Origin of the sequence: Pseudahrensia aquimaris (assembly GCF_042676045.1) — a bacterium.
GTDB lineage: Bacteria > Pseudomonadota > Alphaproteobacteria > Rhizobiales > Rhizobiaceae > Pseudahrensia > Pseudahrensia aquimaris.
In genome coordinates this window covers 536,963-561,431 of sequence record NZ_JBHTJV010000002.1, presented here as the reverse complement: position 1 = coordinate 561,431, position 24,469 = coordinate 536,963, and the positions used below count along the sequence as shown (strand labels likewise).

The following is a 24,469-nucleotide window of genomic DNA, read 5'->3' as shown; positions in this document are numbered from 1 at the left end:
GTAAACCGCGCGTTAAACCTCAAAGAAAAAACAAGAAAAATTGCCCGAAGAATTCTTCGAGATCACATCCAATATCAAAAAATGGATTCGCCCCACCACAAAGCCTGCCCGGCAAAATTTCCGGGTAAGCGCAAAGGAGTGCTGGCTAGTGCCTGTATTGCTGAATGCGCGTGGTGCGCAAGCCGGCAAGTCCATGGCTCTCGATAGAGGCCTGCCAGGACAGGAACTCTTCCACCGTCAACGTATATCGCTGACAGGCTTCTTCGAGGCTCAACAGACCACCCCTCACCGCCGCAACGACTTCCGCCTTGCGACGGATAACCCAGCGACGCGTGGTCGTGGGGGGGAGATCAGCGATCGTTAGTGGACTTCCGTCCGGGCCAATGACGTATTTTACGCGGGGCCGAATGTGCTCGGTCATATTACTCTCAACTCGATACAAATTACACTGTCTGACCAGACAAGCCCAAGTTACGCCGCAGCCCTTAAATTTCCACTAAGTCGCCACTAACCTTTCGGTAACACTCCCAAATACGGAAAACGGCCCCCAAAAGACCAACAAACCAGCGGCGAAGAAGCGCGGAAACCCTTGAAACACTTGCCGTTGAGCGTTTCTTGTTTCACAACACGCCACCGCTGAATGCGCCCTTTTGAACCTGACCAAAGAACTTTTTCGATGTCGCAAACCAATTTTTCTTCACGCGATTTGCGCAATGCGCTCTCAAGTTTCGCAACCGGCGTCACAATTGTAACATCCCGTGAGGACGATGGATCGCCTGTAGGAATGACGGCATCCAGCTTCAATTCGGTGTCTATGGAGCCGCCGCTTGTTCTGTGGTCGGTTACAAAAACCGCCCATTCGGCTGAAATCTTCAAATCTGCCAAGCACTTCAATGTGCACGTTCTGGCAAGCGACCAAACCGACCTGTCGAACGCATTCGCTAAATCAGGCGCCGATAAGTTCTCCGGGGTCGAATACAAAACCAACGATCACGGCATCCCAATCCTTCCCTATGCAGCGGCGCGGTTTGAATGCAGCACATGGGCGGTATACGAAGGCGGCGATCACTGGATTATCGTCGGTGAGGTGCAAGCCATTGAGAGGCAACCGACAGAGCCGCTCGTCTTTTCCGGCGGAGCTTATGCCACCGCTGCTTCTCTGCGTCCCGCTTCGCCAGACCCGGAGGAAGCCGCCAAAGACCAAAGTCACGTCGATGGCCTGCTGATCTATAATCTTTCCCGCGCTTACCGGCAGCTGGCCGACACTTTCCACGCCACGGTGCGCGAAAGCGGCTTGTCTATACGCGAATGGCGGGTGCTGGCATCGCTACACGGCGAAACACCAAGAACGCTGAACGAACTGACCACGCGCACCTTCATCAACCCGCGGGGCTTGATGGAACTGCTCGCCAATATGCGGGAGGCCGGCCTTTGCATAATCGAAGGCAGCGGCGACGACACACGCTACAGCGGCACTGAAAAAGGCAACGAACAGGTTGAGCGCCTTTTCGCGCTCAGCGGCAAGCAGGAGCAAGCGGCAGTTGGCGACGACGAGAAGCGCGATCAACTGCTTGATCTTCTTCAACTCGTCGTGCGCAATACACACGACTAAGATCGGCCTTGCGAGAGGCGGCCGACGGGACTCTAGGTGTCCGTTGGCAGCTTTATGCTGTCGCGAAGCCTTTGCTTCGTCTCGCTGTCCAGAGCGCGCCAATCGACGTCTTCAAGACCCGCGGCCATTGCGTAAAGAGCGTTCAGCGAAACGTTTCGGCCAAAACGAAAAACCATCCGCTGATAAGCGGCGACGGCACCAATTTCACGCAACTCTTCTTCGCTATGGATATCAACCTCGGCCAACATTTCTTCAGTGGCGGGACCGAGGTTTCGGATGTTGCGGATTTTGCCCAAGGCTCCGACAGCCGCTCGCAGTCAGCCGGCAGCTGCGCTTGCTAGCGCTTGGCGCTCGGCGGTGGCGTATGGCTTCTCAGCGGACTTGATCCAACCGCCGCCCAACACCCGCGTGCGTGGGTCGTCGCTTGCATAAAATACGCAAGCCTGACCGGGCGCGATACCATCTTCGCCATCGGCAAGCGTTATCACCGGCACGCCATTTTCCAGCGCCAACCGTGCAGGACGCGGAGGACGGGTCGAGCGCACGCGCACGAACATGTCGATGCCAGCGTCGCCAACCGATTCCAGATCGCCATCACCCAGCCAGTTAACATCACGCAAGTGGATGCGGCGCGTCGCCAAAGCTTCTTTGGGCCCAACGGTCACGGTCGCAGAGGAGGAATCCAGATCCACCACATAAAGCGGATCACCGGTCGCCACCCCAATGCCCCGTCGCTGGCCGATGGTGTAGTGAATGATGCCTTCGTGACGCCCGAGCACGCGGCCATCGACATGCACGATGTCGCCCGGTTCGCCCGCACTGGGTTTCAGCTTGGAAATGATATCGGCATATTTGCCCTTAGGCACGAAGCAAATGTCTTGGCTGTCAGATTTAGTGGCAACCGAAAGCCCCATATCCTCAGCCATTTGCCGCGTTTCTGATTTCGGCACTTCGCCCAGCGGGAAGCGCAGAAAATCCAGCTGGTCCTGCGTGGTGGCGAAGAGGAAATAAGACTGGTCTTTGTCCCCATCCGCAGGGCGATAAAGCTGACGGTGACCGTCTTCGCCTTCGCGGCTTACGATATAATGACCTGTCGCAAGGCAATCCGCACCCAATTCGCGCGCGGTCGTGAGCAAATCAGAGAATTTCACTGTCTGATTGCATGAGACGCACGGAATCGGCGTTTCGCCTTCGATGTAGGAATTGGCGAACGGGTCGATCACCTGTTTGCGGAAGCGCTCTTCATAGTCGAGCACATAATGTGGAAAGCCCATCTGCTCCGACACGCGCCGTGCATCGTGAATATCCTGCCCCGCGCAGCATGCCCCTTTGCGGTGGACGGCCTCGCCATGATCGTAAAGCTGCAACGTCATACCGACGACGTCGTAGCCCTGCTCTTTCAACATGCAGGCAACAACAGACGAATCGACGCCCCCAGACATGGCAACCACCACGCGGGTATCTTCAGGCGATTTATCGAAACCGAGGCTGTTGAGAGCCATAGGACTTTACCTTGCTAACTGATCAGGCACTTTTCTTTTGCACAGGTTGGAACCGGCGGCAAGAAAATCGCTGTTTTCGGCCAGTTACATGGGGTCGCAACCCGTAAAGCGCAAGCGAAAGGCTATGCAGGCACCGCAACCCTTGCCGCATTGCGCTTGGAAAGGAACACCGCAAGCAACACGCAACCAGCGCCAGCAAGGTTCGCAAACAGCATAAGCGGCCAGAATGTGAGAACCACGCCTGCAATCAACAAAACAATCGCTACTGGCCCGATTGGCCCTTCGGAATAGAACTGGATCAAACAATTGAGCGCATAGATGCCGAAAATGCCGAAAAACCCGATGTGCATGACTTCCCAGAAGTCTCCCGAGATAAGCGGCGTGTAAGCGAACATGATGGGCATGATGTAGAGCCCCTTAGCGATCTTCCACGATTGGAAGCCCGTCTCCATGGGCTTTGACCCTGCAATCCCGGCAGCAGCAAAAGCGGCCAGACAGACCGGCGGTGTCACGTTCGAATCCTGACTCAACCAAAAGATGATGAGATGCGCCGTTAGCAAAAATGTCGCCTGCAGCGTCGGATCAATCAGCAGCGGGCGAACTGTGATGGAAAGCTCAAACGGCATGGCAGCCATCAGCGCCACGGCTTCTTCGCGCGCCATGCCTGTCGCCACCTTGGCCGCATAGGGCGAATCCACCAACATGAACATCGCCGATTTTGCAGGGTCCGTTATGCCTCCCACCAATTGCTCAATGATAATGCCATCCGCCAGCAAGCCAGCAAGAGCAGGCGCTGTGAGAATTGCCAGAATGATGTAAGCGGCCGTCACCGGAAGCCCCATGCCAAGAACCAGCGAGGCCAGCGCGATCAACAAAATTGCTACCACAACCGAACCTTGCGACCACTGCGCGATCATCAAGGAGAAGCCATTGCCGATGCCGCTGGTCACAATCGCATTGTTCATGATGCCTATGGCAACCAACAGAATACCTGTCATGACCGATGACTTCATACCGATCAACAATGCTTCCGCGATTTTGCCCGGTCCCATGGAAACGGGTGCGAACAAATCGCCACCCACAAACTTGGAAAGCAGCGTTGTCGCCCATGATGCAAGAATGAGCGCGGCAATCGCCCACGAGGCCGCGTAAGACGGCGTCACACCGGACATGAGCAGCCAGATCATGACGGTCAGCGGCAAGATGAAGACAATGCCACCAGAGATCAGCTTGCCGCGATCAACGGTCAGATCAACGCCATCACCCACCTGATGCTTCATCGCCTCAATGCGAACGATGAACGCGACCGACAGAAAATAGAGTATGGCGGGAATGATGGAGACTGAAACAATCGTGGCGTAGGGAATGGATGTGTAGCTGGCCATCACAAAAGCCCCCGCCCCCATGATCGGTGGCATGAGCTGCCCGCCCGTGGAGGCCGCAGCCTCAACACCAGCGGCGAACTTCGCGCGAAAGCCATTCGATTTCATCAAAGGAATGGTGATAACGCCCGTCGATGCAGTGTTGGCAATTGCCGAGCCGGAAATCGTGCCTGTGAGCGCGGAGGATATGACGGCGACAAAGGCAGCACCGCCGCGCACCTTTCCCGCCACGATCTTCGACAATTCGATCACGAAATCGCTGGCGCCAGAGGCCACGAGGAAGCCGCCGAAGATCATGAACAGCGTGATATTTGTAGACGAGATCGTCGCCAAAATGCCGAACATGCCTTCGTCATTATAGAGAGTGCGGAACAGCACATCATTCGGCGGCAGGCTGGCAGCGCGGAAAACGCCGGGAAGATAGGAGCCGAGAAACATAATATAGGAGAGCGACAGGATGATGAGGATCGGAATGACCCATCCCGCCACGCGCTTGGACAGATCAAGCGCTGCGAAAATCAGCAGCAGACCAGCCGCCCAATCGATCACACCGAACTGCCAGCTTTGCCCCGTCACCGCCAGCGAACGGTCGTACAAGCCGCTCTCCCCCGCCGCGATCCACAGCGCAGCCGCAGCCACCAGCGCACCATAAAAAAGATCAAGCCCCTTGGCCCAGCCTTCGTCGGCTCGTTTGCCGAAAGGACTGACGGTCAGTGCGGCAAGAAACGCAAAACCGGCGAAGTGTATGGCATTCTGCCATTTGCCCGGTTCAGTCAGCCAGATGTTTGTCGCAATGTGCCAAATCGCGAACAGAACGGCGAATGAAACGGTGAGAATTTGTAGGGGACTGCTCCCAAAGCCTTCAAGGCTCATCAGGTTAGGACGTTCACCCGACGGGCGGTCCAGCACGATATCGGCTTGGGTGTCACTCACCAGCGCCCCTCCCAGAACGTCGTGTAGTCTATGTCACAAAAAGCAATCGGCGAGGCAACACGTGCGCCCCGCCGAAAAGCATTGGTTCTTACTTCGCCATCAGGCGCTCAGGAACGGTCAGACCGACTTCCTTATAGTAGCGTGCAGCACCGGGGTGCAGCGGCAGCGGCAGACCAGCCATCGCGTTTTCAATCGCCATCGCTTTCGTGGCCGGGTGAATGGCCTGCAAGAATGGCAGGTTTTCATACATCGTTTTGGTCAGAAGGTAGACGTGATTTTCATCAACATTGGCATTCACAGCCAAGAAGTTTGGCTGGGCGATTGTCTGAATGTCAGCGGTTTGGCCCGGATACGTGCCAGCAGCAATCGTGTACGGCACCCAAAGGTTGCGGCCGCCATCCATAGCTTTGGCTTGCTCTTCGGTAACGTTCAAAATCGTGAACTTGTCGCCGTTTGCCGCCATCAGTTTGGTGATCGCACCTGTTGGCGGGCCGGATGGGATACCGGCAGCCATCGCTTGGCCGTTGGCCAGCGCGTCAGTCGTCGGGCCGTAACCAGCATAGACGAGATCGAAGTCTTTCTCGATATCCATCCCAAGGCCAGCCATCAACACGCGGTTGGAACCGAGCGTGCCGGAGTTCTTGTTGCCCATGCCGGCAGCCATACCTTTAAGCTCCATCAAATCGGCAACGGTGCCTGTTTTGGCCTTCTCTTTGGGAACGACAAATTGCTCGACATTCTGCCAGAGCATCGTGACCGAACGCAGGTTTGTCTGCGGTTCTGTGATCGGCCCTGTGCCGGTCGCAGCGTAGGAGCCAAACAGACCTTGCAAAATCGCAAAGTCGGCTGTGCCAGCACCCAGCGCTTGGACGTTTGCGCCAGAACCGGCGGAGTTCACGGCGGTAAGGCTGAACTTTTCCTTGGGCAGCAATTTCACCTTGGACAGCGTGGAAATCGCCGTGCCAACGGGGTGATAGGTGCCACCGGTTGATGCGGTGTTCAAAATGTAATCTTTCGACTGCGCGAACGCCTGGCTTGCGCCAAGGGCCATCGCCATGCCGAGAGCGGCTGTAATCAGTTTTTTCATGTGGGTTCCTCCAGATACTCGAATGAGAACAATGTTGTAACGACAACGCGGCACGAAAGCCAAGGCCCTTGCAGCGAGCAGGTCAAACTGGCGCACCGTTATGGACAACCATTTCAGTAAAGAGCGACGATCACAGTTAATACAATACTAGCGATTTACACCGACAATAGTGTTGTTGCGTGACTTGCGCCTAGCGTAACCCATTTCCATTCTCGTGTCCCTCGCAAGGGCACGCAGAGCATCGGCGCGTATTGAATATACGGGTGGATCGTATGGCTAAAAAGGGGGCATCGCTGTTTGGGCGCAAGCGCATGCCGCTTGTCGTGCCAGCGCCAACCAATGCCCACATGCAGGCATTGGAACCCCGTATCCTGCTTGATGCTGCTGCGGTTGAAACAATCCAAGACGCGGCAAGCGCAGCGGTGCATGCAACGCTAGCAGAAACCTATACTGCAGAAAAACCAACAGATACTTTGGTCGAGAGCGGCGCAGCTCCAACCGGGCAATCTGAGTTTTTTGCCGATAGTGACGACAGCGAAATCTTCTCGTTCGATACAACAGAGCGTGTGGAAATCGCCTTCATCGCACCCGATGTTCCGGACATTGAAGCATTGCTCACCACTCTGCCAAAGGGTGTAGAAGTTGTGCTTCTGGAGCCGGAGCGCGATGGCGTTGTGCAAATGGCCAACCTTTTGGAAGGTCGCTCGAATGTCGACGCGATTCACATTCTCAGCCACGGCAAACCCGGTGAACTGAGCCTGGGCAATGCGAGTTTGAACACATCCAGCGCGATTGAGTCCTATGCCAAGCAATTGGTGATAATCGGCAACGCCCTCACAGATGCAGGCGATATCCTAATCTACGGTTGCGATTTCGGTGCTGATGAGGTTGGCGCTGAAACGTTGGAGGTTCTCTCCGTTCTCACCCGCGCTGACATTGCCGCAAGCTCCGACATCACCGGCCATGCAGACAAGGGTGGCGATTGGGATTTGGAAGTGTCGGTTGGTGACATTGAAGCCCGCAGTGTTGATGCAGGACTTTTATGGCAGGGCACTTTGCCAGAGCTGCTCAACCCTGTCGGTGATCAGAATGATCCCGGCAACGAAGACAACCTCCGGGTCGGTGACGATCTCGCACAGGAATTCACCGTTGTACCAAGACCTCAAGACACGGGAAGCCACTATGAAGTTGACTTTGCCACTATCGTCCTTCTTCGAGACAGCAATGCGGGCGGCGCGCAACTGACTGCAACAATCCGCACTGAATACGATGGAACAATTCTCGGTTCGGTCACCATTCCAGCATCCGACGTGACCAATTCCTTGACGCGTGTGGAGTTCGACTTCGTCCCTGAGATAGTGTTGGCGTATAACCAAAAATACGTTCTGCAGGTGAGTACCGACAGCGACAGCCCGGATTTTAAAGTCGGCATCCGGGGTGGGGACATATATAGCGGACACGATTATATAGACGGTGACGCCACGAACACCTCGTCTTCCGATGACATGAAGTTCGAGATCCACGGTTTCCGAAACGCTACCCCTCCAGTCAACACAGCGCCGGAATTTGACATTCCGGGCATGCCAGGAACCGATCTTGATCTACTGGTTCCAGAAGGCACCCAGTCACTTGGAATTTTTTCAGCAACAGATGCTGAGAACGATACGCTAACCTATTCGATTTCTGGCGGACTGTCGGCTTCCGCATTTACGGTTGATCCCACCACAGGCGAACTCAGCTTCCAGCAGGTTTCTAACTACGAAGACCCGCAGGATAATGGCGCTGACAACAAATACACCGTGCAGGTCAAGGTTGAAGATCCCTCCGGCGCCGCCGACTTCCGCACGATATTTGTTGAGGTTGAGGACATCGATGAAGTACCGGTGTTTGATCAGTCGGGAACCGGGCCCCTGGATCTCATTGAAGTTGGAGTGAACGAAGGACAGGCCGAGGTTGGTGTATTCGGCGCAACGACGCCCAACCCCGCCACCATTACATATTCAATCAGTGGCGGCTCGTCAGCGGCCAGCTTTGCAATTGATCCCACCACCGGTGCGCTAAGTTTCTTGCAAGCACCGAACTTTGAAGCCCCCACCGATCCGGGCTCAGACAATACTTATTTTGTTTTCATCCGGGCTACCAATGAAGACGACCAGTTTGATCGGCGCCTTATTCGCGTCGAAGTGCAGGACGTTGATGAAGCCCCCACAGCTTTTGACGTGACCGAAAGCACCATCGAAGACACGCCACTTGGGCTGAACAGATTGTATTTCGAGGTGTTCAACGACCCTGACGATGACAACACCATCGTCTCGGTGCAGTTCGACAACATTGATCCACAGTTTGGCACGCTGACGCGCGACAATGGCAATGTTGAAATCGTGAACGGCACTGAGCTTACGCTCGCTGAGCTGGATGACATCGTGTTCACCCCAGCTGAGAACTACAACGGCGATGTGACCATCGGCTACCGTGTGAAAACCACGGACACCTACAGCAACCTCGCCAACATCATCATCACCGTTGATCCGGTCTATGACCCACTTTACGCAATCGATACAACCGACCCATATCTGGAAGACGCTGAAACGCAGATAAACCCCGTTCGCTTTGGTTTTGTGGGAACTGAGCCCGGCGACATGCCGCAAACGGTCGAGTTCATATCGGTTAATCTCAACGCTGGCGACAGCTTGGTCTATGGCGCGGGCAACACGCCGATCACTAACGGCACCCTGATGCCGTATTCGCAAGTGTTTGACGTGCGCTTCACGCCCGCTCCCGACAGCAATGCCGATGCCTCGTTCGAGTTCCGCTTGAACGGTGACGGGCCGGGTGTTCGAACTGCCGTCCACACTATGGAAATCACTGCCGTCAACGATGCGCCCACGGTGTCAGACATAAACCTACCTGGCACAGAAGATACGACCCTAGCGATTGGCAACACGAACTTCGGATACAGCGACGTTGATTTTGGCGATCTGCCGGAGGAAGTGACATTCACCGGTCTCAATCTTCAAGGCGGCCGCCTCCTCTATGACGGCGACGATGAAGTTGAAGAAGGCGATACAATCGACTTCGATAAACTGGACGATCTGCGCTTCGTTCCACAACCAAACGTGAACGGCATGGCGACGTTCAACTTCTCGGTCAGCGATGGCGACGCCGACTCGGCGGTCGCAACGATGACGCTCGACATCGCACCGGTTAACGACCGGATGGTACCGTTGAATCAATCGGTGGATGTAATTGAAGATACGCCCACGGTCATTCCTGCCGACAAATATTCCTGGATCCAGTTTGATGATCTGGCCGAAGTGCCGGTCTCAATCACCTTCGACAATCTCGACCTCAACTTGGGAACGCTCATCGCAGCCGACGGCGGAGAAATCAGCAACGGAACAACAATCGCTTTCGCCGACCGTTTTGGTCTGACCTTCACCCCCGCGCCGAACAGCACGGAGAACGCCAGCTACGACTACTATCTCAATGATGCAGACACCGGCGATGTAACGGGAACGATGACGCTGCGATTGCAGGCTGTCAATGATGCACCAACGGTTCAGAACATCCTCGAAACTGCCACGGAAGACACTCCGCTAGTGCTCGGAAACACGCGCTTCGGGTTCGATGATGTTGATGCGGGCGATGCGCCAACCGACCCTACCTTCGCCGATATGAACCTCAACGGCGGTCGGTTGGTCTACAATGGCGGCGCAAGCACCGTATTTGCTGGCGTGCCGATCAATTTTGCCGATCTGGTTGACCTCACATTCCTTCCCGCGCCCAACAGCAATGCTGACGTCAGCTTCACGTATGTGATCGACGACAGTAACGGCGGATTATCCAACACAGGTACCGGCAACATTATCGTCTTACCAGAAAACGATGTTCCTACGGTAAGCAACGCTGCTGAAAATGTTACCGAGGACACCCCGTTCGTCATCGGCAACACACGCTTTGGTTTCCAAGATATCGACGCGGGCGACCAACCGGACGAAGTGCGCTTTGTTGCTCTCAATCTGGAAGCGGGCCGTTTGGTCTATGACAATGGCAACGAGCAGGTGAACCAAGGCGATGTTGTCGATTTCGCAGATCTTGACGATCTAACCTTCATCCCGGCACCAGACAGCACGACAGCTGCGAACTTCGTTTTCTCGATTTCTGATGGAGAAGCGTTCTCGAACGAGGCGACATTCGCTCTCAACATGATTGCGCAAAACGATGCGCCAACCGTCACCCCAATTAATGAAACCATCGCAGAAGACAGCCAGATACTGTTAGGCAATTCCCGCTTCGGTTTTGATGATGTCGACTTTGGCGATCAGCCCACCACAGTCTCCTTCCCCGATTTGAATTTGGGCCTTGGCACGCTCACCTATAATGGCGGCTTGGAGATCGCACAGGGCGATCTGGTTCTGTTCAGCAACCTGAACGATCTGACATTCACACCGGAGCCAAACAGCAGCGGCACATTCAGCTTTACCTTCAACATCGGTGACGGCGAAGCGCGTTCCAACACAGAAACAGCAACCATAACGGTAACACCCGCAAACGATGCGCCAACGGTGGACCCCGCCAATGCGCAAACCAATGAAGACACCGACGTGCTTCTCGGCAACACGCGCTTCGGTTTTGACGATATTGATCAAGGCGATACCCCGGACCGCGTGATCTTCACTGGTCTGAACGCTCTGCCTGGCCAATTGCTCTACGCCAATTCAGATATCGCTATCGCAGAAAACGATGACGTCGATTTTGCCGATCTTGCCGACCTGACATTCCGTCCGGCAGCAAATTATGGCGGGCCTGCGGTGTTCTCCTTTGCCATCACAGACGGCTTGGCGACCTCCAACACCGAGACCTTCACCATCAACGTTCTGCCTGTAAACGATGCGCCCGATGTTTCGCCGGTTGATGTAACCATTCAGCAGGGCGAGCCGCTGCGCATTGATCCATCAAGTTTCAATTTCACCGATATCGACTCAGCCGCAATTGACTACATTCGCGTTGAAAACTTCGATATTGGGTCAGGCCGCCTGACGGTCTCAAATGGCAACGTTACAATCTCAGATGGCGACATCATCCCCAGCGCCCAGCTGGCACAACTGGTTTTCGAACCGGGCGAAAATCAGTCCGGCCTCTTTTCTTTTGACTATTCCGCCAGCGATGGAATCGATGAATCTGCAACGCGCCGTTTCGAAATAACCATTGAAGAGGCAGCCGAGCCCGTTATCGCTGATCCGATACCAACACCTCCACCCGCTCAAGAGCCGGATGAGGTGGAAGACGAGGACGAAGAAGAGAAAAAAGAAGAAGTCATCATCTCTGATCCGCCAACGCCTGTATTGGAAACCGGAGTAACATCTGCCCCGGACTTGCCGACGCCGCCTGCTCCACCAACGATTGTGGCTATTGCAACTGTGGCTCCGCCCGCCGAAGTTCCAGCCGAAGAGCCGCAACCTTTTGCGCCGCAACCACAGCCGATCATACCCGAACCAATTGACATTACGCCGGACCGGCAAAGCGACTACGACCCTGAGCCGATTTCGCAGCCAACAGTGCTTGAGACGCCGCAATACAAGTTCACGCCGGTCAACAAAGTGGCGTTCGATCAGCAATTGGACAAAACCGGCGAGGAAATGCGTGATTCAGAGGAATTCTCCATCACAACCGTTGCTAAAGCGAGTTTTGCTTTCAGTTCGGTCCTTTCGGTGGGGTCAGTTGCCTGGATGTTGCGCGGCGGCGCACTCGCAGCCGCCTTCTTAAGCGCCCTGCCGGCATGGAACCGCTTTGATCCGATCTCGATTGTGGCTGGTAACGTTAATGAAACCGAAAGCGACGATACTCCTGATGTCGACATGATGCGCGACTTCGTAAACGACGCCCGCTCGCGGGTAAAAGAGGAATCGTTTCTTTGAACAGGTTCAAACCGACCCTTTTCATCAGCTTCGGACTTGTCTCCCTCACGCTCGCGCTGACGCTGACCGCTTATCTGTTCGGTTTGCTGCCCGATGGGCACAGAGCCGAGCTGGATTCTCGTGCAAAAGTCGCTGAAGCGCTCGCTGTGCAACTTGCTAGCGCTGCCAACCAAGACAATCCGCTGGCCATGCAAGAAACCATGCGCTCCGTGGTGGAGCGCAACGATGACGTGTTCTCAACCGCCTTCCGCAACGCCCAAGGCAAAATTGTTTTTTCCCACGGCGACCACGAGAAACACTGGATGCCAGTCGCAGAGGGCCGCTCAACGCCCACCCATGTATCGGTGCCTCTGCTTGGCGCAGACGGCAAACAGGGGACGATTGAGATTTCATTCAGCCCGCCCACAACGGGCGCGCACTATTTTGGTATACCCGGTTCGCTGCTGACGTTTCTCGCTTTCATCATGATCTGCGGATTTGCAGGATATTTCTTCATTTTGCGCCGCTCATTGAAGGAACTGGACCCAAGTCGCGTTATTCCCGAACGGGTACAGAAGGCTTTCGACACATTGTCGGAGGGTGTCCTCATTCTTGATGAGCGAGAGCGCATTCTTCTCGTCAACGCATCTTTTGCAGGCATGTATGATGACGAAGGCGAGAAACTCGTCGGTGCCAAAATCAACAACCTACCATGGCGCATGGTCGATGGCCGCGCTATTGCAGGCGGCTACCCCTGGCACACCGCACTGCGCGAAGAGCGCGAGACGCGTGAAGAAGCATTAAGCCTGCGCACACCAAGTGGCCACATCCACAATTTTAACGTCAACGCGACAGTGATTGCCAATGACAAGGGCAAGTCGATTGGCGCTATTGTCACCATGCGTGACATGACGAACGAAAATTACACCCGTCATGAGCTTGCCAAGGCACTCAAACTGCTGGGCGAAAAAGAAGCCGAACTTTCGCAGCAAACCCGCGAACTGACCTATCTCAACACCCACGACGCGCTGTCCGGTTGCCTCAACCGCCGCACCTTTTTCACCAAATTTGTTGAAGACATGGAACGGGCCCGCGAAAGCGGCGACGGCACGGTTGTTTTAATGGTCGGCATCGATGACTTCTCCACAATCAACGACCGCTTCGGCCCCGCAACCGGAGACAAGGCAATCATCGAAGTTGCAAAGACATTGCGTTCTATGGCGTTCGATCCGGCCTATGTCGCCCGATACGGTGGCGACGAATTTTGCATCGCGTTGCCACAATCCGACACCACCCGCGCAGCCGCATTGGCGGAAGCTCTGCGCAGCACTGTTTCCCGCCAAGGCAGAAACTTTCTGCCCGCAGGCGAAGCGATCACGATCAGCATCGGCGTTGCCATTTTGGAACAGGAAAAATGCACCGCGCACGAGCTCGTTCATCGCGCCTCCCACGCCCTCAACGCTGCACGCAGCGAAGGCACATCGCAAATCAAAAATTGGGATGGTTTGTCACTTCAGCTAGGCAACAAAGCCAGCGACGACAAGCGCATGAGGGAAACATCCAACGCTTCTGCACCATCCGCAGAACTTGCCTTGCCCATTACCAGTCGCATGAGCGAAGACGAAATGATTCAGGCCGCCGCTGCAGCCGCTGAATCTGAATTCACCTCCACCGTCGATAGTGCGCTGGAGGAAAGTGCTCGCAACAAGAAAATCGTTGCCCTGCTGCACCTTCGCATCGACTCCTGGGACTATCTGTTGGAAGCGTTAGGCGAACCGCTATGCGAATTGTTGATGCGAACGCTAAAGCGTCAGATTGAAGCCACGTTGCGCGACCAAGACAAACTGCTCATCGTCGGAAATACCGGCGACATGCTCATAGCACTCACTGACCTCAACCAGATGGACGATGTTCACTGGATGATTACGCGCATGTTGGATTCAACACGCAAGGCGGTCGATCTGTCGGAAGGCGTGGTCTATCCAACTTGCATGATCGGAGCTGCCATCTTCCCGGAAAGTGGCCAAACCGGCGAGATACTCATTCGCAACGCAGGCATTGCCATGAGACGCGCCTGCAGGGACAAACCGCTTTCTGGATATCTGGTCTATGAAGATGGTCTCGTCCAAGGTTCAAAGGCACGTTTGGAAATCGAGACAGGCATTCGCGAAGCGCTCGAAAACAATGAGTTCGATCTATCATTCCAGCCCGTTGTCTGCGCAAAAACCGGCGCATTGACCGCCGCAGAAGCTTTGCTTCGGTGTGAGAACAGCCGTTTGAAATCGGTCCGTATGGACCACATCATCAACACGGCAGAACAGTCCTCGCTGATCGCGGAAGTCGATATGTGGGTCATCCGCACCGCTCTTGCTCACATGCAAAAATGGTGTGCGGCTGGTCTGCAATTGCCAAAAGTATCCATCAACATTTCTGCCAAACAACTCAGCAATGTGACTTTCATGGATCAGGTCTACGATCTAATGCAGGCCCTACCTTTTGCTCCTTCACGGGTACAATTGGAAGTGACGGAAACCGCGCGTATGGCCGATGTTGAAATCGCAGCGCCACAGCTGAAGCGCTTGCAGAATCTCGGCGTTCACATCGCGCTTGATGATTTCGGCACGGGCCAAGCCTCACTTACATATCTTCAGCGGCTTCACCCTGATGTCATCAAAATCGACCGCTCCTTCATAACCGGCGTCAATACAAACCATGCCAATGCGACTATGGTTAGTGCCATGACCGTTATGGCCCACTGCCTTGGTTTGAAGGTCGTTGTTGAGGGCGTTGAGGACGAAGAACAACTCACCTTCCTTCGCGAGACGCGGTGTGACGAAATTCAGGGCTATTACATTTCCAAACCGCTGCCTGCCAAAGTCTTCACCGAATGGCTGGGCGTTTTCGTCTCGAAAAACGGCGCGGTGGAACACGTTACTGCATTTGAGGACGCAGCTTAAACCGCAGGACTTTCCAACAGCTGCGCCAACATTGGATGCGGATATTTGCGCGAGATGGTGACCGCGTAGAACGGCTCAGCGATATCCAGCGAAAACGGTGCTGTCGCCAAACGGCGTGAGGCGATTTCGTCTGCCAGCACCACCGCCGGCGCAACCGCCAACCCCGCCCCTTCCCGCGCCAGCAACCGAACCATCGCCATATCGTCGACACTGGCCGCAATGCGGGGCGTGATGCCCAGACGCGATAACAAACCTTCAAAACCTGTGCGGATTGCCGTGTCGGTCGGCAAGATCAACGGTTCGCTCTCCAGCAGTTCGCGCAACGTCGAATATTTCACTCGATCAGGAACCCCGTGAATGCCGACCTCCTGGTCAGCAATCCGCTGGGCAGCGAATTCCTGCCCATGCTCGCCTTGGGGAACCTCCGTCGTCAACACCACATCAAGCGACAGCGTGCGCAAACCCTCCAGCAGCGTTTGCGTGTTTCCCGATTTAAGTACGAAATCCACATCGCCCCTGCGGATGGCCGGACGCAAAAAAGCCATCTGAAAGTTGCGCGACAGCGTGGACAGCGCGCCGAGCTTCAACGGCGGCAAAACGGTCGCATTTTGGCTGAGCGTGGCCAGCAATTCCTCACCGGCACCGAAGATGCGGTCGGCGTGATCCAGCGCGATACGCCCCACCTCCGTCAAAACCAGCCCCCGCCCAACCCGTTCAAAAAGCGGGTGGCCGAGGCGGTCTTCAAGGTTTTTGATCTGAATCGACAGCGCCGACTGCGAGACGTTGAGCCGCTCCGCAGCACGGCTCAAATTTCCCTCATGGGCGACCTCACGAAAATAGCGCAGGTGATGATAGTTCAACGCAGCCATACATCTATTTTATAGAACGAAATTATAAATACTATATATTTTTATCATATTCTACGATGCGCTATCCACGACGAAATCAGCCCGTGCCCGGCTCCGTGCCGCGCACCCTGCCTCTTCGAAGGAAAGTCCCATGGAATTCGCCGCAGACATACTCAACACAATTTTGACCCAGTTCCAAAAGCCCACACTGGCTTTTCTCATCGGAGGCATGCTGCTGGCAGCCTTCAACAGCAAGTTGGAAGTGCCGGAGCCGGTCTACAAGTTCATCGTGATCTTGCTGCTGCTGAAGGTCGGCCTTGGCGCAGGCATTTCCGTGCGCGAGGCCGACTTCATGTCCCTTGCTGTGCCAGCGCTTGGCGCAGCGATCGCCGGCGTTGTCATCGTGCTTCTGGGCACGGTGACGCTGGCGCGGCTGAAAGGCGTGTCCCGAGTCGACGGCATTGCGACAGCAGGCCTGTTCGGCGCGGTATCAGCCTCAACGCTGGCGGCCGGAATGGCCGTTCTGGACGGCGATGGCATTGCCTATGAGGGCTTTATCGGCGCGCTCTATCCGTTCATGGACATCGCCGCTTTGGTGACCGCAATCGTGTTGGCACGCATTAGCGTTGCACGGCGCGAAGCCGCTCAAATGGCCGTAAGCGGCCAAGGCACGATGACGATGGGCGGCGCTGGTGGCGGCGGCAAACGCACACAAATCAGCGGTGTGGATGGCGACATGATCAAGGGCATCCTTGTGGACACGTTTCGCAGTCCAGCCATCTCCGCGCTGATGCTAGGGCTGGCGCTTGGCATATTCGCAAAGCCAGACAGCGTCTATCAAAGCTTCTACGAGCCGCTGTTCCGGGGTCTGCTTTCCATTCTCATGCTGATCATGGGAGCCGAGGCTTGGGCGCGGATTTCCGAAATGCGCAAGGTCGCCCACGCCTATATTTTCTACGGCATCGCTGGCCCCTTGGTTCACGGTATGATCGGCTTCGGCATCGGCCTTGCCGCCCATCACATGACAGGCTTCTCCGCCGGCGGCGTGGTGCTGCTGTCGATCATGGCCGCTTCTAGCTCGGATATTTCCGGTCCGCCCACCGTGCGCGCCGCACTGCCGGAAGCCAATCCGTCAGCCTATATCGGCGCATCGACAGGCATTGGAACGCCGGTCGCCATTCTCTCAATCCCGCTCTTCATGGCGCTGGCTGACATGGCGATTGGCTTCTAACCAGCCCTTGCCAGAGCCCGATTGAACTTCGCAACCAGTGCCGGTGTGAGATACATCGGTATCTGGTAGCAGCCGATAAAAACCATCATCGGCGCGGCAACCTGCTCCGGCAGAACGGTCAGGAAGAGAGCGATGTTACGGTTGCCGCTATAGACGGCAACCGGCAACGCCTCATCAGGACGCCGATTTTTCAGCACGGTAAAGGTGATCCATTGCAGCCCGAAATTCACCACCACAGCTGCGATGAACCACATGAGCAAGGTGAGCGGCTCAGAGCGCAGCAGCGGCCCAATAGCGGACATCAACCCGACAACAACCACCGCAAGCAACAGTGCCGCAACACCATCCAACGCGCTGCGGTTCCGCTCATCGCCGAGTGAGGGAACGAGCGCGCGAAGCGCAAAGCCAACAGCCACCGCGCCGAGGATGACCGTCAACAGAACGAATGCCAATCGCAACGACGCCCACACACCGCCGCCAAGCGGATCGACAACCAACAGCAGCGGCAGAGCCGTGAGCGGAAACAGCAGCGTGCCTAAAATGAGAATACGCATTCCAGGTGCGGGGTCGCCGCCAACCATCGCCACGAAGTTGGGAGCACCAGTCACCGACGGTGCCGAAAGCAGCAGCGCGATCACCAGCGCCAACGGCACGGACAGCAAGCCGAACGCATAGACCGCAGCCAAGACCGCAAGGGGCAGGACGATTTGCAGGAAGCCCACCGCTGCGAAAGCAGAGCGCACATCGCCCATTGATCCCAAAGCGGCCCGCGCGCCAACGCGGACGGCGGTGACCACAAGCAGTGCCGCAATAAGTTCGCCAATCCAGGGGCGCACGAGCAGTGTGATTTCCGGCAACGCCAAACCAACCACCAGACCGACGATCAGCCAATACCGCCCCGTTCGCCCTACCCATTGCAGAAGGCGCAGCACCGTTAGGGCAGTTGTTGGCGCATGTTTTCAGGCAACCAAAGCGCGATTTCCGGGAACCAGATCAGCACGAAACACATCAGCACCATGATCATGAACATCGGAAACGCAGCCCGCGTTATGTAGCCCATCTCGTGTTCGGTCATCCCTTGCAGCACGAACAGATTGAACCCAATGGGCGGTGTAATTTGTGCCATTTCCACCACCACGACCACGAAAATGCCGAACCACACAAGATCAATGCCAGCCTCACGGACCATTGGCTCCACCACGGCCATGGTCAACACGACGGAAGAAATCCCGTCGAGGAACATGCCCAACACGATGTAGAAAACCATCAGGATCATAAGCAATTGGAACCGCGATAATTCCATTGTCGCAATGCCATCAGCCAACGCGCGAGGCAGGCCGGTGAAGCCCATTGCAAGCTTCAGGAACGCAGCACCGGCCAAAATCAGCGCGATCATAGCGGAAGTGCGCGTCGCGCCCATCAGGCTTTCGGTGAACGTGTTCCAATTCAGCGACCCCTGCCCGGCCGCCAAAATGAGCGAGCCGATCACACCGATTGCAGCAGCTTCGGTTGCCGTGGCAAAGCCGCCATACATGGAGCCGATGACCACGAAAATGAGCAGCATAACCGGAATGAGAAACCGCGAATTTGCCAGTTTTTCCGAAAGCGACATTCCGGTTTCCTGCTTGGGATTCCATGTGCCGGAAATCTTTGAGTAGATCGCAACATAGCCCATAAACATCAGCGCCAGAATGAGACCGGGAAACACACCAGCAAAGAACAATTGCGTGATGCTTTCGTTCACCGTCACTCCGTAGACGATCAGCGCCAGCGACGGCGGGATCATCAAGCCGAGAGTTGCCGCGCCGGCCAATGTGCCAATCACGATTTTCTCGGGATAATCCCGCGCCCGCAATTCAGGGATCGACATTTTGCCCACCGTTGTCAGCGTCGCAGCCGAAGAGCCGGAGACGGCGGCAAACACCGTGCAGCCAACGATATTGGTGTGGACCAACCCGCCCGGCAGACGCGCCAGCCACGGCGACAGGCCGCGAAACATGTCCTCGCTAAGCCGCGTTCGGAACAGGATTTCCCCCATCCAGATAAACAGCGGCAGGGCCGTGAGCGTCCAACTCGACGAACTGGCCCAGATCGTCGTAATCATCGTATCGCCCACCGGGCGCGTGGTGAAGAGTTCCATCCCCACCCAGGCAACGCCCATCAGCGCGAGGCCAACCCAGACGCCGGTGCCGAGCAGCAGAAACAGCACAAAGAGAAAAAGCGCAATCGCGTAGAGTTCTTCCATAACGTTCGTGCGCCCCTATTCCGCGTGACTCTGGTCAACCAGATCGCGGGTGATGCGGTGGTCACCGCGGAAAATGATGTGAATGAGATGGTCCGTAAGAGATATGGCCAGCATGACCCCGCCGATCACCATCACCGATTGAGGTATCCAAAGCGGCGTGGCGTCCTGTGCCTGACTGACCTCGTTGAACTTCCAAGACCAATAGGTGAACCAGTAGGCATGGTAGGTAAAATACCACATCACCGCTGCGGCGACGCCAAAGCACCAGACTTCCAGAATTCTGCGAACCGGCGCAGCCACAGCGTTCAGCAACAGCGACACCCGGATGTGTGAGCCGCGATTGAGCGCGTTGGCAAAGGCAAAAAAGCTCGCCGCTGCCATGGCATAGCCCGCATAGTTTGCGGCTCCGGGGAATATCTCACCCGTCCAACGGGCAATCATCTGCGCGACGATCAGCGACAAAATCGCGATCAGGCACAATGCCGCCAACACACCACAGGCCAAATAGGCAAAGTCTAAAATGCGACGCGTGCCCCGTAGCAAGGCTGCCATAAGAAAACTCCTGAAGGAAAAGGCTGGACCCGCAAACCGTGTGCGGGTCCAGCGTTCAACCGCTAGACGGTTGGCGCTTTACTGCGCTGCTTTGTAGGCGTCGAGGATCGCCTTACCGGTATCACCGGCAGCTTCCAGCCATTCAGCCGACATCGTCGCGCCGATTTCCTTAAGCTCGTTCATCAGGCCATCGCCAGCGCGTTCCACGGTCATGCCACCAGCGCGAAGGCCAGCCATTGTGAAGCCGGTATATTCCTTAGCACGCCACGTGCCCGCATATTCAGCCATGTCGGCGCACGCCTGAATGATGTTCTTGTTGGCATCCGACGTTTTGTTCCACACCTCGGAATTGACCATGATGTAGTTGCGCGGCAACCAGGCATCGACTTCATAAAAGTGTGTCAGGCTCTCCCAAACTTTACGGTCGTAGCCAGTGGCACCGGAAGAAACCATCGATTCAGCAACACCGGTTGCAAACGCTTGGCTGATTTCAGCCGCTTCGATCTGCACCGGCAACATGCCCGTCAGCTCTGCAAGGCGTGCGGTGGCGTTGTTGTAGGAACGGAACTTCACGCCCTGCATGTCGGCAACCGATTTCACTTCTTTCTTGAAGTAAAGACCCTGCGGCGGCCACGGCACGGAGTAGAGCAAGGTCATGCCTTGTTCACCCAATAGTTTTTCCACATGCGGCTTGGCAACGCTGTAGAGTTTGTCGTGCTCGTCAAAAGACGAGACGAGGAAGGGAATGGAATCCCAGCCAAAAATCGCGCTCTCATTCTGGTGGCCGGAAAGCAGGCGCTCACCGATTGGCACCTGACCCGTCTGAATGGCGCGTTTGATATCCGCACCGGCAAAAAGCGAGCCGGACGGGTGCGTGGTGATGGAGATATCTCCGCCGGTTCCCTTCGTCACACATTTTGCAAATTCAGCACCGGTCACAGAATGGAAATTCGAACCGGAATAGGCCATCGGCATATCCCACTTTTCCGCAGAGACGGCAGGCGTGGCGATCATCGCCGTCGCGGCAAAGGCTGCCAGAGTTGATGTCAGTTTCTTCATAGGTGTTCTCCCTTAGGTTTCATTTTATCTGCCTCGCCCCTCACCCGTCAGCCAAAGCGCATCGGGTTGAAAGGCGAAAGATCGGTGTTGGCGGGTTTTCCCGCAACGAGGCCAGCTGTCAGTCTTCCGGTCTTCGGGCCACCCGTCAATCCGATATGGTGATGGCCGAAGGCGGTATAGATGCCGGTATCGCGGACTTGCCCGATAAGCGGCAAGCTGTCGGATGGTGCGGGGCGATGGCCCAGCCATTCGATTTCTTCCGAATATTCAAGATCGGGAAAGGCGGCTTTGGTGAACTTGCGCAGCAGAGCGAGAGCCGCGTCGTTCGGCCCAGCATCAAGCCCGCCAAACTCGACAATGCCCGCGCAGCGAAGACCGGCCGCCATGGGCGTTGCCACGAATTTGCCGCTCGCCACCATGATAGGGCTAGCAGGACCACCCGTGGCATCTTTGAAAACGATGTGATAGCCGCGCTCGGTTTCCAGCGGCACATCGATGCCCAACTTTTTCATCAAGGGTTTGGACCACACACCAGTGGCCAGAACCGCACTGTCACATTCCATGCGGCCCTGATCGGTGAGGAAAGCGGAAATATGCTCGCCCGTCAGTTCCACATCCTTGATTTCAGCCCGCAGGATCGTTCCGCCAAGGGCCTCAAATTCGCCCGCCAGCGCCTTCACGTAGCCGCCAGGATCGCGAATGAAACCGTGGTCCTGCATGCTGGCCAGCAGGCCGATGGAGGGCGAAAGGTTTGGCTCGTATTCGCGAACGGCATCGCCTTCTCGCAAGACGGGTTCAAATCCAGCCGCTTTGCGCAAGCCCCACGTATAGGCGTCCGCCTCGAAGGCTGCGCGGTCGGCATAGGCGAAGGAATAATCGCTCTCCATCACCCAGTCTTCCATATTCGTGCCCGCGACGAGCGACTTGTGCTGGTCAACGCTGTCGCCAACGATGACCTCCAACCCCTGCGCGATACGGCGCGTGTCCGTGTCGTTGGCGTTGCGCAGATATTTGAGCAGCCATGGCACGAGTCTGGGGAAATAGCCCCAGCGCATGAACAGCGGAAAGTCCGGATTCATAACCATCTTCGGCGCTTTGCGCACCAATCCCGGCGCAGTCACCGGCGCGACCGAACATGAGGCCAAAACGCCCGCATTGCCGTGGGACGTGCCTTCGCCGGGTGCAAGCCGGTCGATGATCGTCACATCCATATCGCTCATGCGGCGCAGCCAGATGCCGGTGGAAACACCGACAATCCCAGCACCCGCGATGATGACTCGCTTTACCAAAAACTGGCTCCCCGCAACGCAAAACGACGTTCACCAGTCGGCCACAGCTTGACTGAACGGTCAAGACAAAAGCGGCTCATCCCATCCACCGGCGCACGGGAGCCGCTGCCTCTTCCAGCGGCTGCGTGATGATATCCACCAAGGTCGGCCCATCATGGGCGATAGCTTCGCGCATCACCTTTTCCAGATCGGCAGGGTTTTCCACACGCCAGCTTTTCACCCCATAGGCACTGGCGATGGCGGCATGGTCGGTGCGGTTGAAATCGACATTGTAATACCGCGCACCTTTGTCGGCCATCTGGCTTGCCTTGATCCAGCCAAAGCTGGAATTGGAAAGCACAACGAAAGTGATATTTGCCCGCGACCGACATACCGTCTCAAGCTCGCCGCAGGTGAAGCCGAAGGAGCCATCGCCCATGAGCGCGACAACCTTTGTGCCCGGCTCGCCATACCAAGCGCCAAGCGAGGCCGAGAGCGAATAACCCAGCGCCCCGTGGGCGCGGTTGGTGATGAAGCGTCGGCCCGCTTGGGGCAGTTGGTAATAGGCAGAAAAATAGGGGCAGGTCGTGCCGGGGTCTGAGACAATGATGGCGTCTGGCGGCAGCGTTTTTTGAAGGGTCGCGATCACCCGTTCTGGACGGATCGGCGCTTCGTCGCTGACTGCCAGATTGTCGAGGGCATCAAACTTGCGCCGCTTGATTTCCTGCGCGGCCGCCGCACCGCCAAAAGTTTGTGCTCCTTGCTTCCGCGCATCAAGAACCGCGTTGACCTCCGCCAACGCCAGCCGCAAATCGGCCACCACCCCCACTTCGGTGGGATAATTGGCGCCAATAACCATCGGGTCGGAATCGAAATGTACGATGCGCGCACCGGGCTTCGGCGCTTCCCACCGCGCAGTCGTTGTGGAGCCTGCGCGACAGCCCATGAAAATCACCAGATCAGCTGCTTCCATCGCCTGCCAGGTCTCGTCCGTGCCGCCATTGGAACCGACAACGCCCACGGCGTTGGAATGCGTCTCGGCAAGCGAGCCTTGGCCGGAGATCGACGTGGCAACAGGAATGTCCAGCCTCATGCTCAGCCGCTCCAACTCCTCCATCGCACCAGAAATAACAACGCCGCCGCCACAGACAATCAGCGGGGATTTCGCGGACAAGATTGCATCCACAGCCGCCTCAGCAGCGCGCGGTTCGGGTGCTGCGCGATAGGCAGGATAGGTGGACAAAGCCTCGTCCGCCCAAATGTCAGACGGGTCCACCATGTCGTATTGGATGTCATAGGGCAGACCAAGATGAGCCGCTCCGGGCCGCCCAGTCGTCATTGCGCGAAACGCTGCCCGCACCATGCGCGGAATGTGGGTCGCCTGTTTGATGACGGTGTTCCACTTGGTCAGCGGACGCATCAGCGCTTCTTGATCCACCTCTGTGAGCGGATATTTGCCGTAGCTGCCAACAGAAATGTCAGACGTGATGCCCAGCACCGCATAGCTCGATTCACTTGCCTCGATCAGACCCGGCAAAATGTAAGTCGCCCCGCCACCCGATGGCCCTTCGCAAACGCCGGGACGGCCGGTGATGCGCGAATAACCATCCGCCATATAAGCCGCCGATCGCTCGTCGCGGGTGAGAACATGGGTGATGCCGTGGTCGAGTTTCAAAAGTGAATCGTAGAGCGGGAGGGTCGTATCACCGCAGAGGCCGAAAATGTGGCGCACACCGTGCGCCTCAAGCATCCGCACCATTGCATCCGCGCCATTCATCTCGTTCGACATTCCCGCTCCCAAAGAAAGTTCGCATAAGCTCCGTGAGCGTTACATAGCGTTGCCAGCCTCACAAGAGCCGGTCTACGCTGCCTGTCACTGCGGGGCTTTCCGCCTCA

Annotated in this window: 16 protein-coding genes; 4 read left to right on the top strand and 12 right to left on the bottom strand. The window is 56.4% G+C overall.

Translation table 11 applies throughout. The annotated features are described in order from the left end of the window. Positions 1-145 precede the first annotated feature (145 nt). The gene (gene sciP / locus ACFQ14_RS02430) at positions 146-421 is read right to left on the bottom strand and encodes a CtrA inhibitor SciP (RefSeq protein WP_377211106.1); all 276 of its coding nucleotides are present in this window, start codon (positions 419-421) and stop codon (positions 146-148) included. Positions 422-676: 255 nt separating this feature from the next. On the opposite strand from sciP, the gene ACFQ14_RS02425 reads away from it, so the two are divergent. After that, positions 677-1,612, top strand: coding sequence for a flavin reductase (locus ACFQ14_RS02425; RefSeq protein WP_377211105.1), 936 nt, complete (start codon positions 677-679; stop codon positions 1,610-1,612). 32 nt (positions 1,613-1,644) lie between these two features. Here the strand turns inward: ACFQ14_RS02425 and ACFQ14_RS02420 are convergent, their stop codons facing one another. The 4 genes from ACFQ14_RS02420 to ACFQ14_RS02405 all read right to left on the bottom strand — a co-directional run bounded on the left by ACFQ14_RS02420 (position 1,645) and on the right by ACFQ14_RS02405 (position 6,516). Further along, positions 1,645-1,908, bottom strand: coding sequence for a TfoX/Sxy family protein (locus tag ACFQ14_RS02420; RefSeq protein WP_377211104.1), 264 nt, complete (start codon positions 1,906-1,908; stop codon positions 1,645-1,647). Positions 1,909-1,929: 21 nt separating this feature from the next. Then, positions 1,930-3,114, bottom strand: a complete 1,185-nt coding sequence (mnmA, locus tag ACFQ14_RS02415; RefSeq protein ID WP_377211103.1) for a tRNA 2-thiouridine(34) synthase MnmA — start codon at positions 3,112-3,114, stop codon at positions 1,930-1,932. Between the two features lie 122 nt (positions 3,115-3,236). Next, positions 3,237-5,429 carry a TRAP transporter permease gene (locus ACFQ14_RS02410; RefSeq protein ID WP_377211102.1) on the bottom strand — a complete coding sequence of 731 codons (2,193 nt, stop codon included), beginning with the start codon at positions 5,427-5,429 and terminating at the stop codon, positions 3,237-3,239. Positions 5,430-5,517: 88 nt separating this feature from the next. Then, a complete protein-coding gene (locus tag ACFQ14_RS02405; RefSeq protein WP_377211101.1) occupies positions 5,518-6,516 on the bottom strand; it encodes a TAXI family TRAP transporter solute-binding subunit in 999 nt (332 codons plus the stop codon). A 272-nt stretch (positions 6,517-6,788) separates the two neighbouring features. Between ACFQ14_RS02405 and ACFQ14_RS02400 the strand changes: the two genes are divergently transcribed. Further along, a complete protein-coding gene (locus ACFQ14_RS02400) occupies positions 6,789-12,434 on the top strand; it encodes a tandem-95 repeat protein (RefSeq protein WP_377211100.1) in 5,646 nt (1,881 codons plus the stop codon). Further along, the gene (locus ACFQ14_RS02395; RefSeq protein WP_377211099.1) at positions 12,431-15,370 is read left to right on the top strand and encodes a bifunctional diguanylate cyclase/phosphodiesterase; all 2,940 of its coding nucleotides are present in this window, start codon (positions 12,431-12,433) and stop codon (positions 15,368-15,370) included. The genes ACFQ14_RS02400 and ACFQ14_RS02395 overlap by 4 nt, the downstream gene beginning before the upstream one ends. Here ACFQ14_RS02395 and ACFQ14_RS02390 read toward each other — a convergent pair. Next, positions 15,367-16,239 carry a LysR family transcriptional regulator gene (locus tag ACFQ14_RS02390; RefSeq protein WP_377211098.1) on the bottom strand — a complete coding sequence of 291 codons (873 nt, stop codon included), beginning with the start codon at positions 16,237-16,239 and terminating at the stop codon, positions 15,367-15,369. The two genes, ACFQ14_RS02395 and ACFQ14_RS02390, sit on opposite strands and share 4 nt — an antisense overlap. A 130-nt stretch (positions 16,240-16,369) precedes the next feature. On the opposite strand from ACFQ14_RS02390, the gene ACFQ14_RS02385 reads away from it, so the two are divergent. Further along, complete coding sequence (locus ACFQ14_RS02385; RefSeq protein ID WP_377211097.1) at positions 16,370-17,449, top strand: sodium-dependent bicarbonate transport family permease; 1,080 nt, start codon at positions 16,370-16,372, stop codon at positions 17,447-17,449. Here ACFQ14_RS02385 and ACFQ14_RS02380 read toward each other — a convergent pair. The 6 genes from ACFQ14_RS02380 to ACFQ14_RS02355 form a co-directional block, all read right to left on the bottom strand. Continuing rightward, positions 17,446-18,381: a hypothetical protein gene (locus ACFQ14_RS02380; protein ID WP_377211096.1), complete on the bottom strand. Its 936-nt coding sequence runs from the start codon at positions 18,379-18,381 to the stop codon at positions 17,446-17,448. The genes ACFQ14_RS02385 and ACFQ14_RS02380 overlap by 4 nt on opposite strands. 2 nt (positions 18,382-18,383) lie before the next feature. Beyond that, complete coding sequence (locus ACFQ14_RS02375) at positions 18,384-19,694, bottom strand: TRAP transporter large permease (RefSeq protein WP_377211095.1); 1,311 nt, start codon at positions 19,692-19,694, stop codon at positions 18,384-18,386. A 15-nt stretch (positions 19,695-19,709) separates the two neighbouring features. Further along, positions 19,710-20,246 (bottom strand): TRAP transporter small permease, encoded by a 537-nt coding sequence (locus ACFQ14_RS02370; protein WP_377211094.1) that lies wholly within the window; start codon positions 20,244-20,246, stop codon positions 19,710-19,712. Between the two features lie 78 nt (positions 20,247-20,324). Then, positions 20,325-21,305, bottom strand: a complete 981-nt coding sequence (locus ACFQ14_RS02365; RefSeq protein WP_377211093.1) for a TRAP transporter substrate-binding protein — start codon at positions 21,303-21,305, stop codon at positions 20,325-20,327. A gap of 47 nt (positions 21,306-21,352) precedes the next feature. Further along, positions 21,353-22,594 carry an NAD(P)/FAD-dependent oxidoreductase gene (locus tag ACFQ14_RS02360; protein WP_377211092.1) on the bottom strand — a complete coding sequence of 414 codons (1,242 nt, stop codon included), beginning with the start codon at positions 22,592-22,594 and terminating at the stop codon, positions 21,353-21,355. A 76-nt stretch (positions 22,595-22,670) separates the two neighbouring features. Next, entirely contained in the window at positions 22,671-24,362 is a 1,692-nt protein-coding gene (locus ACFQ14_RS02355) for a thiamine pyrophosphate-binding protein (protein ID WP_377211091.1), read from the bottom strand. Positions 24,363-24,469 lie beyond the last annotated feature (107 nt).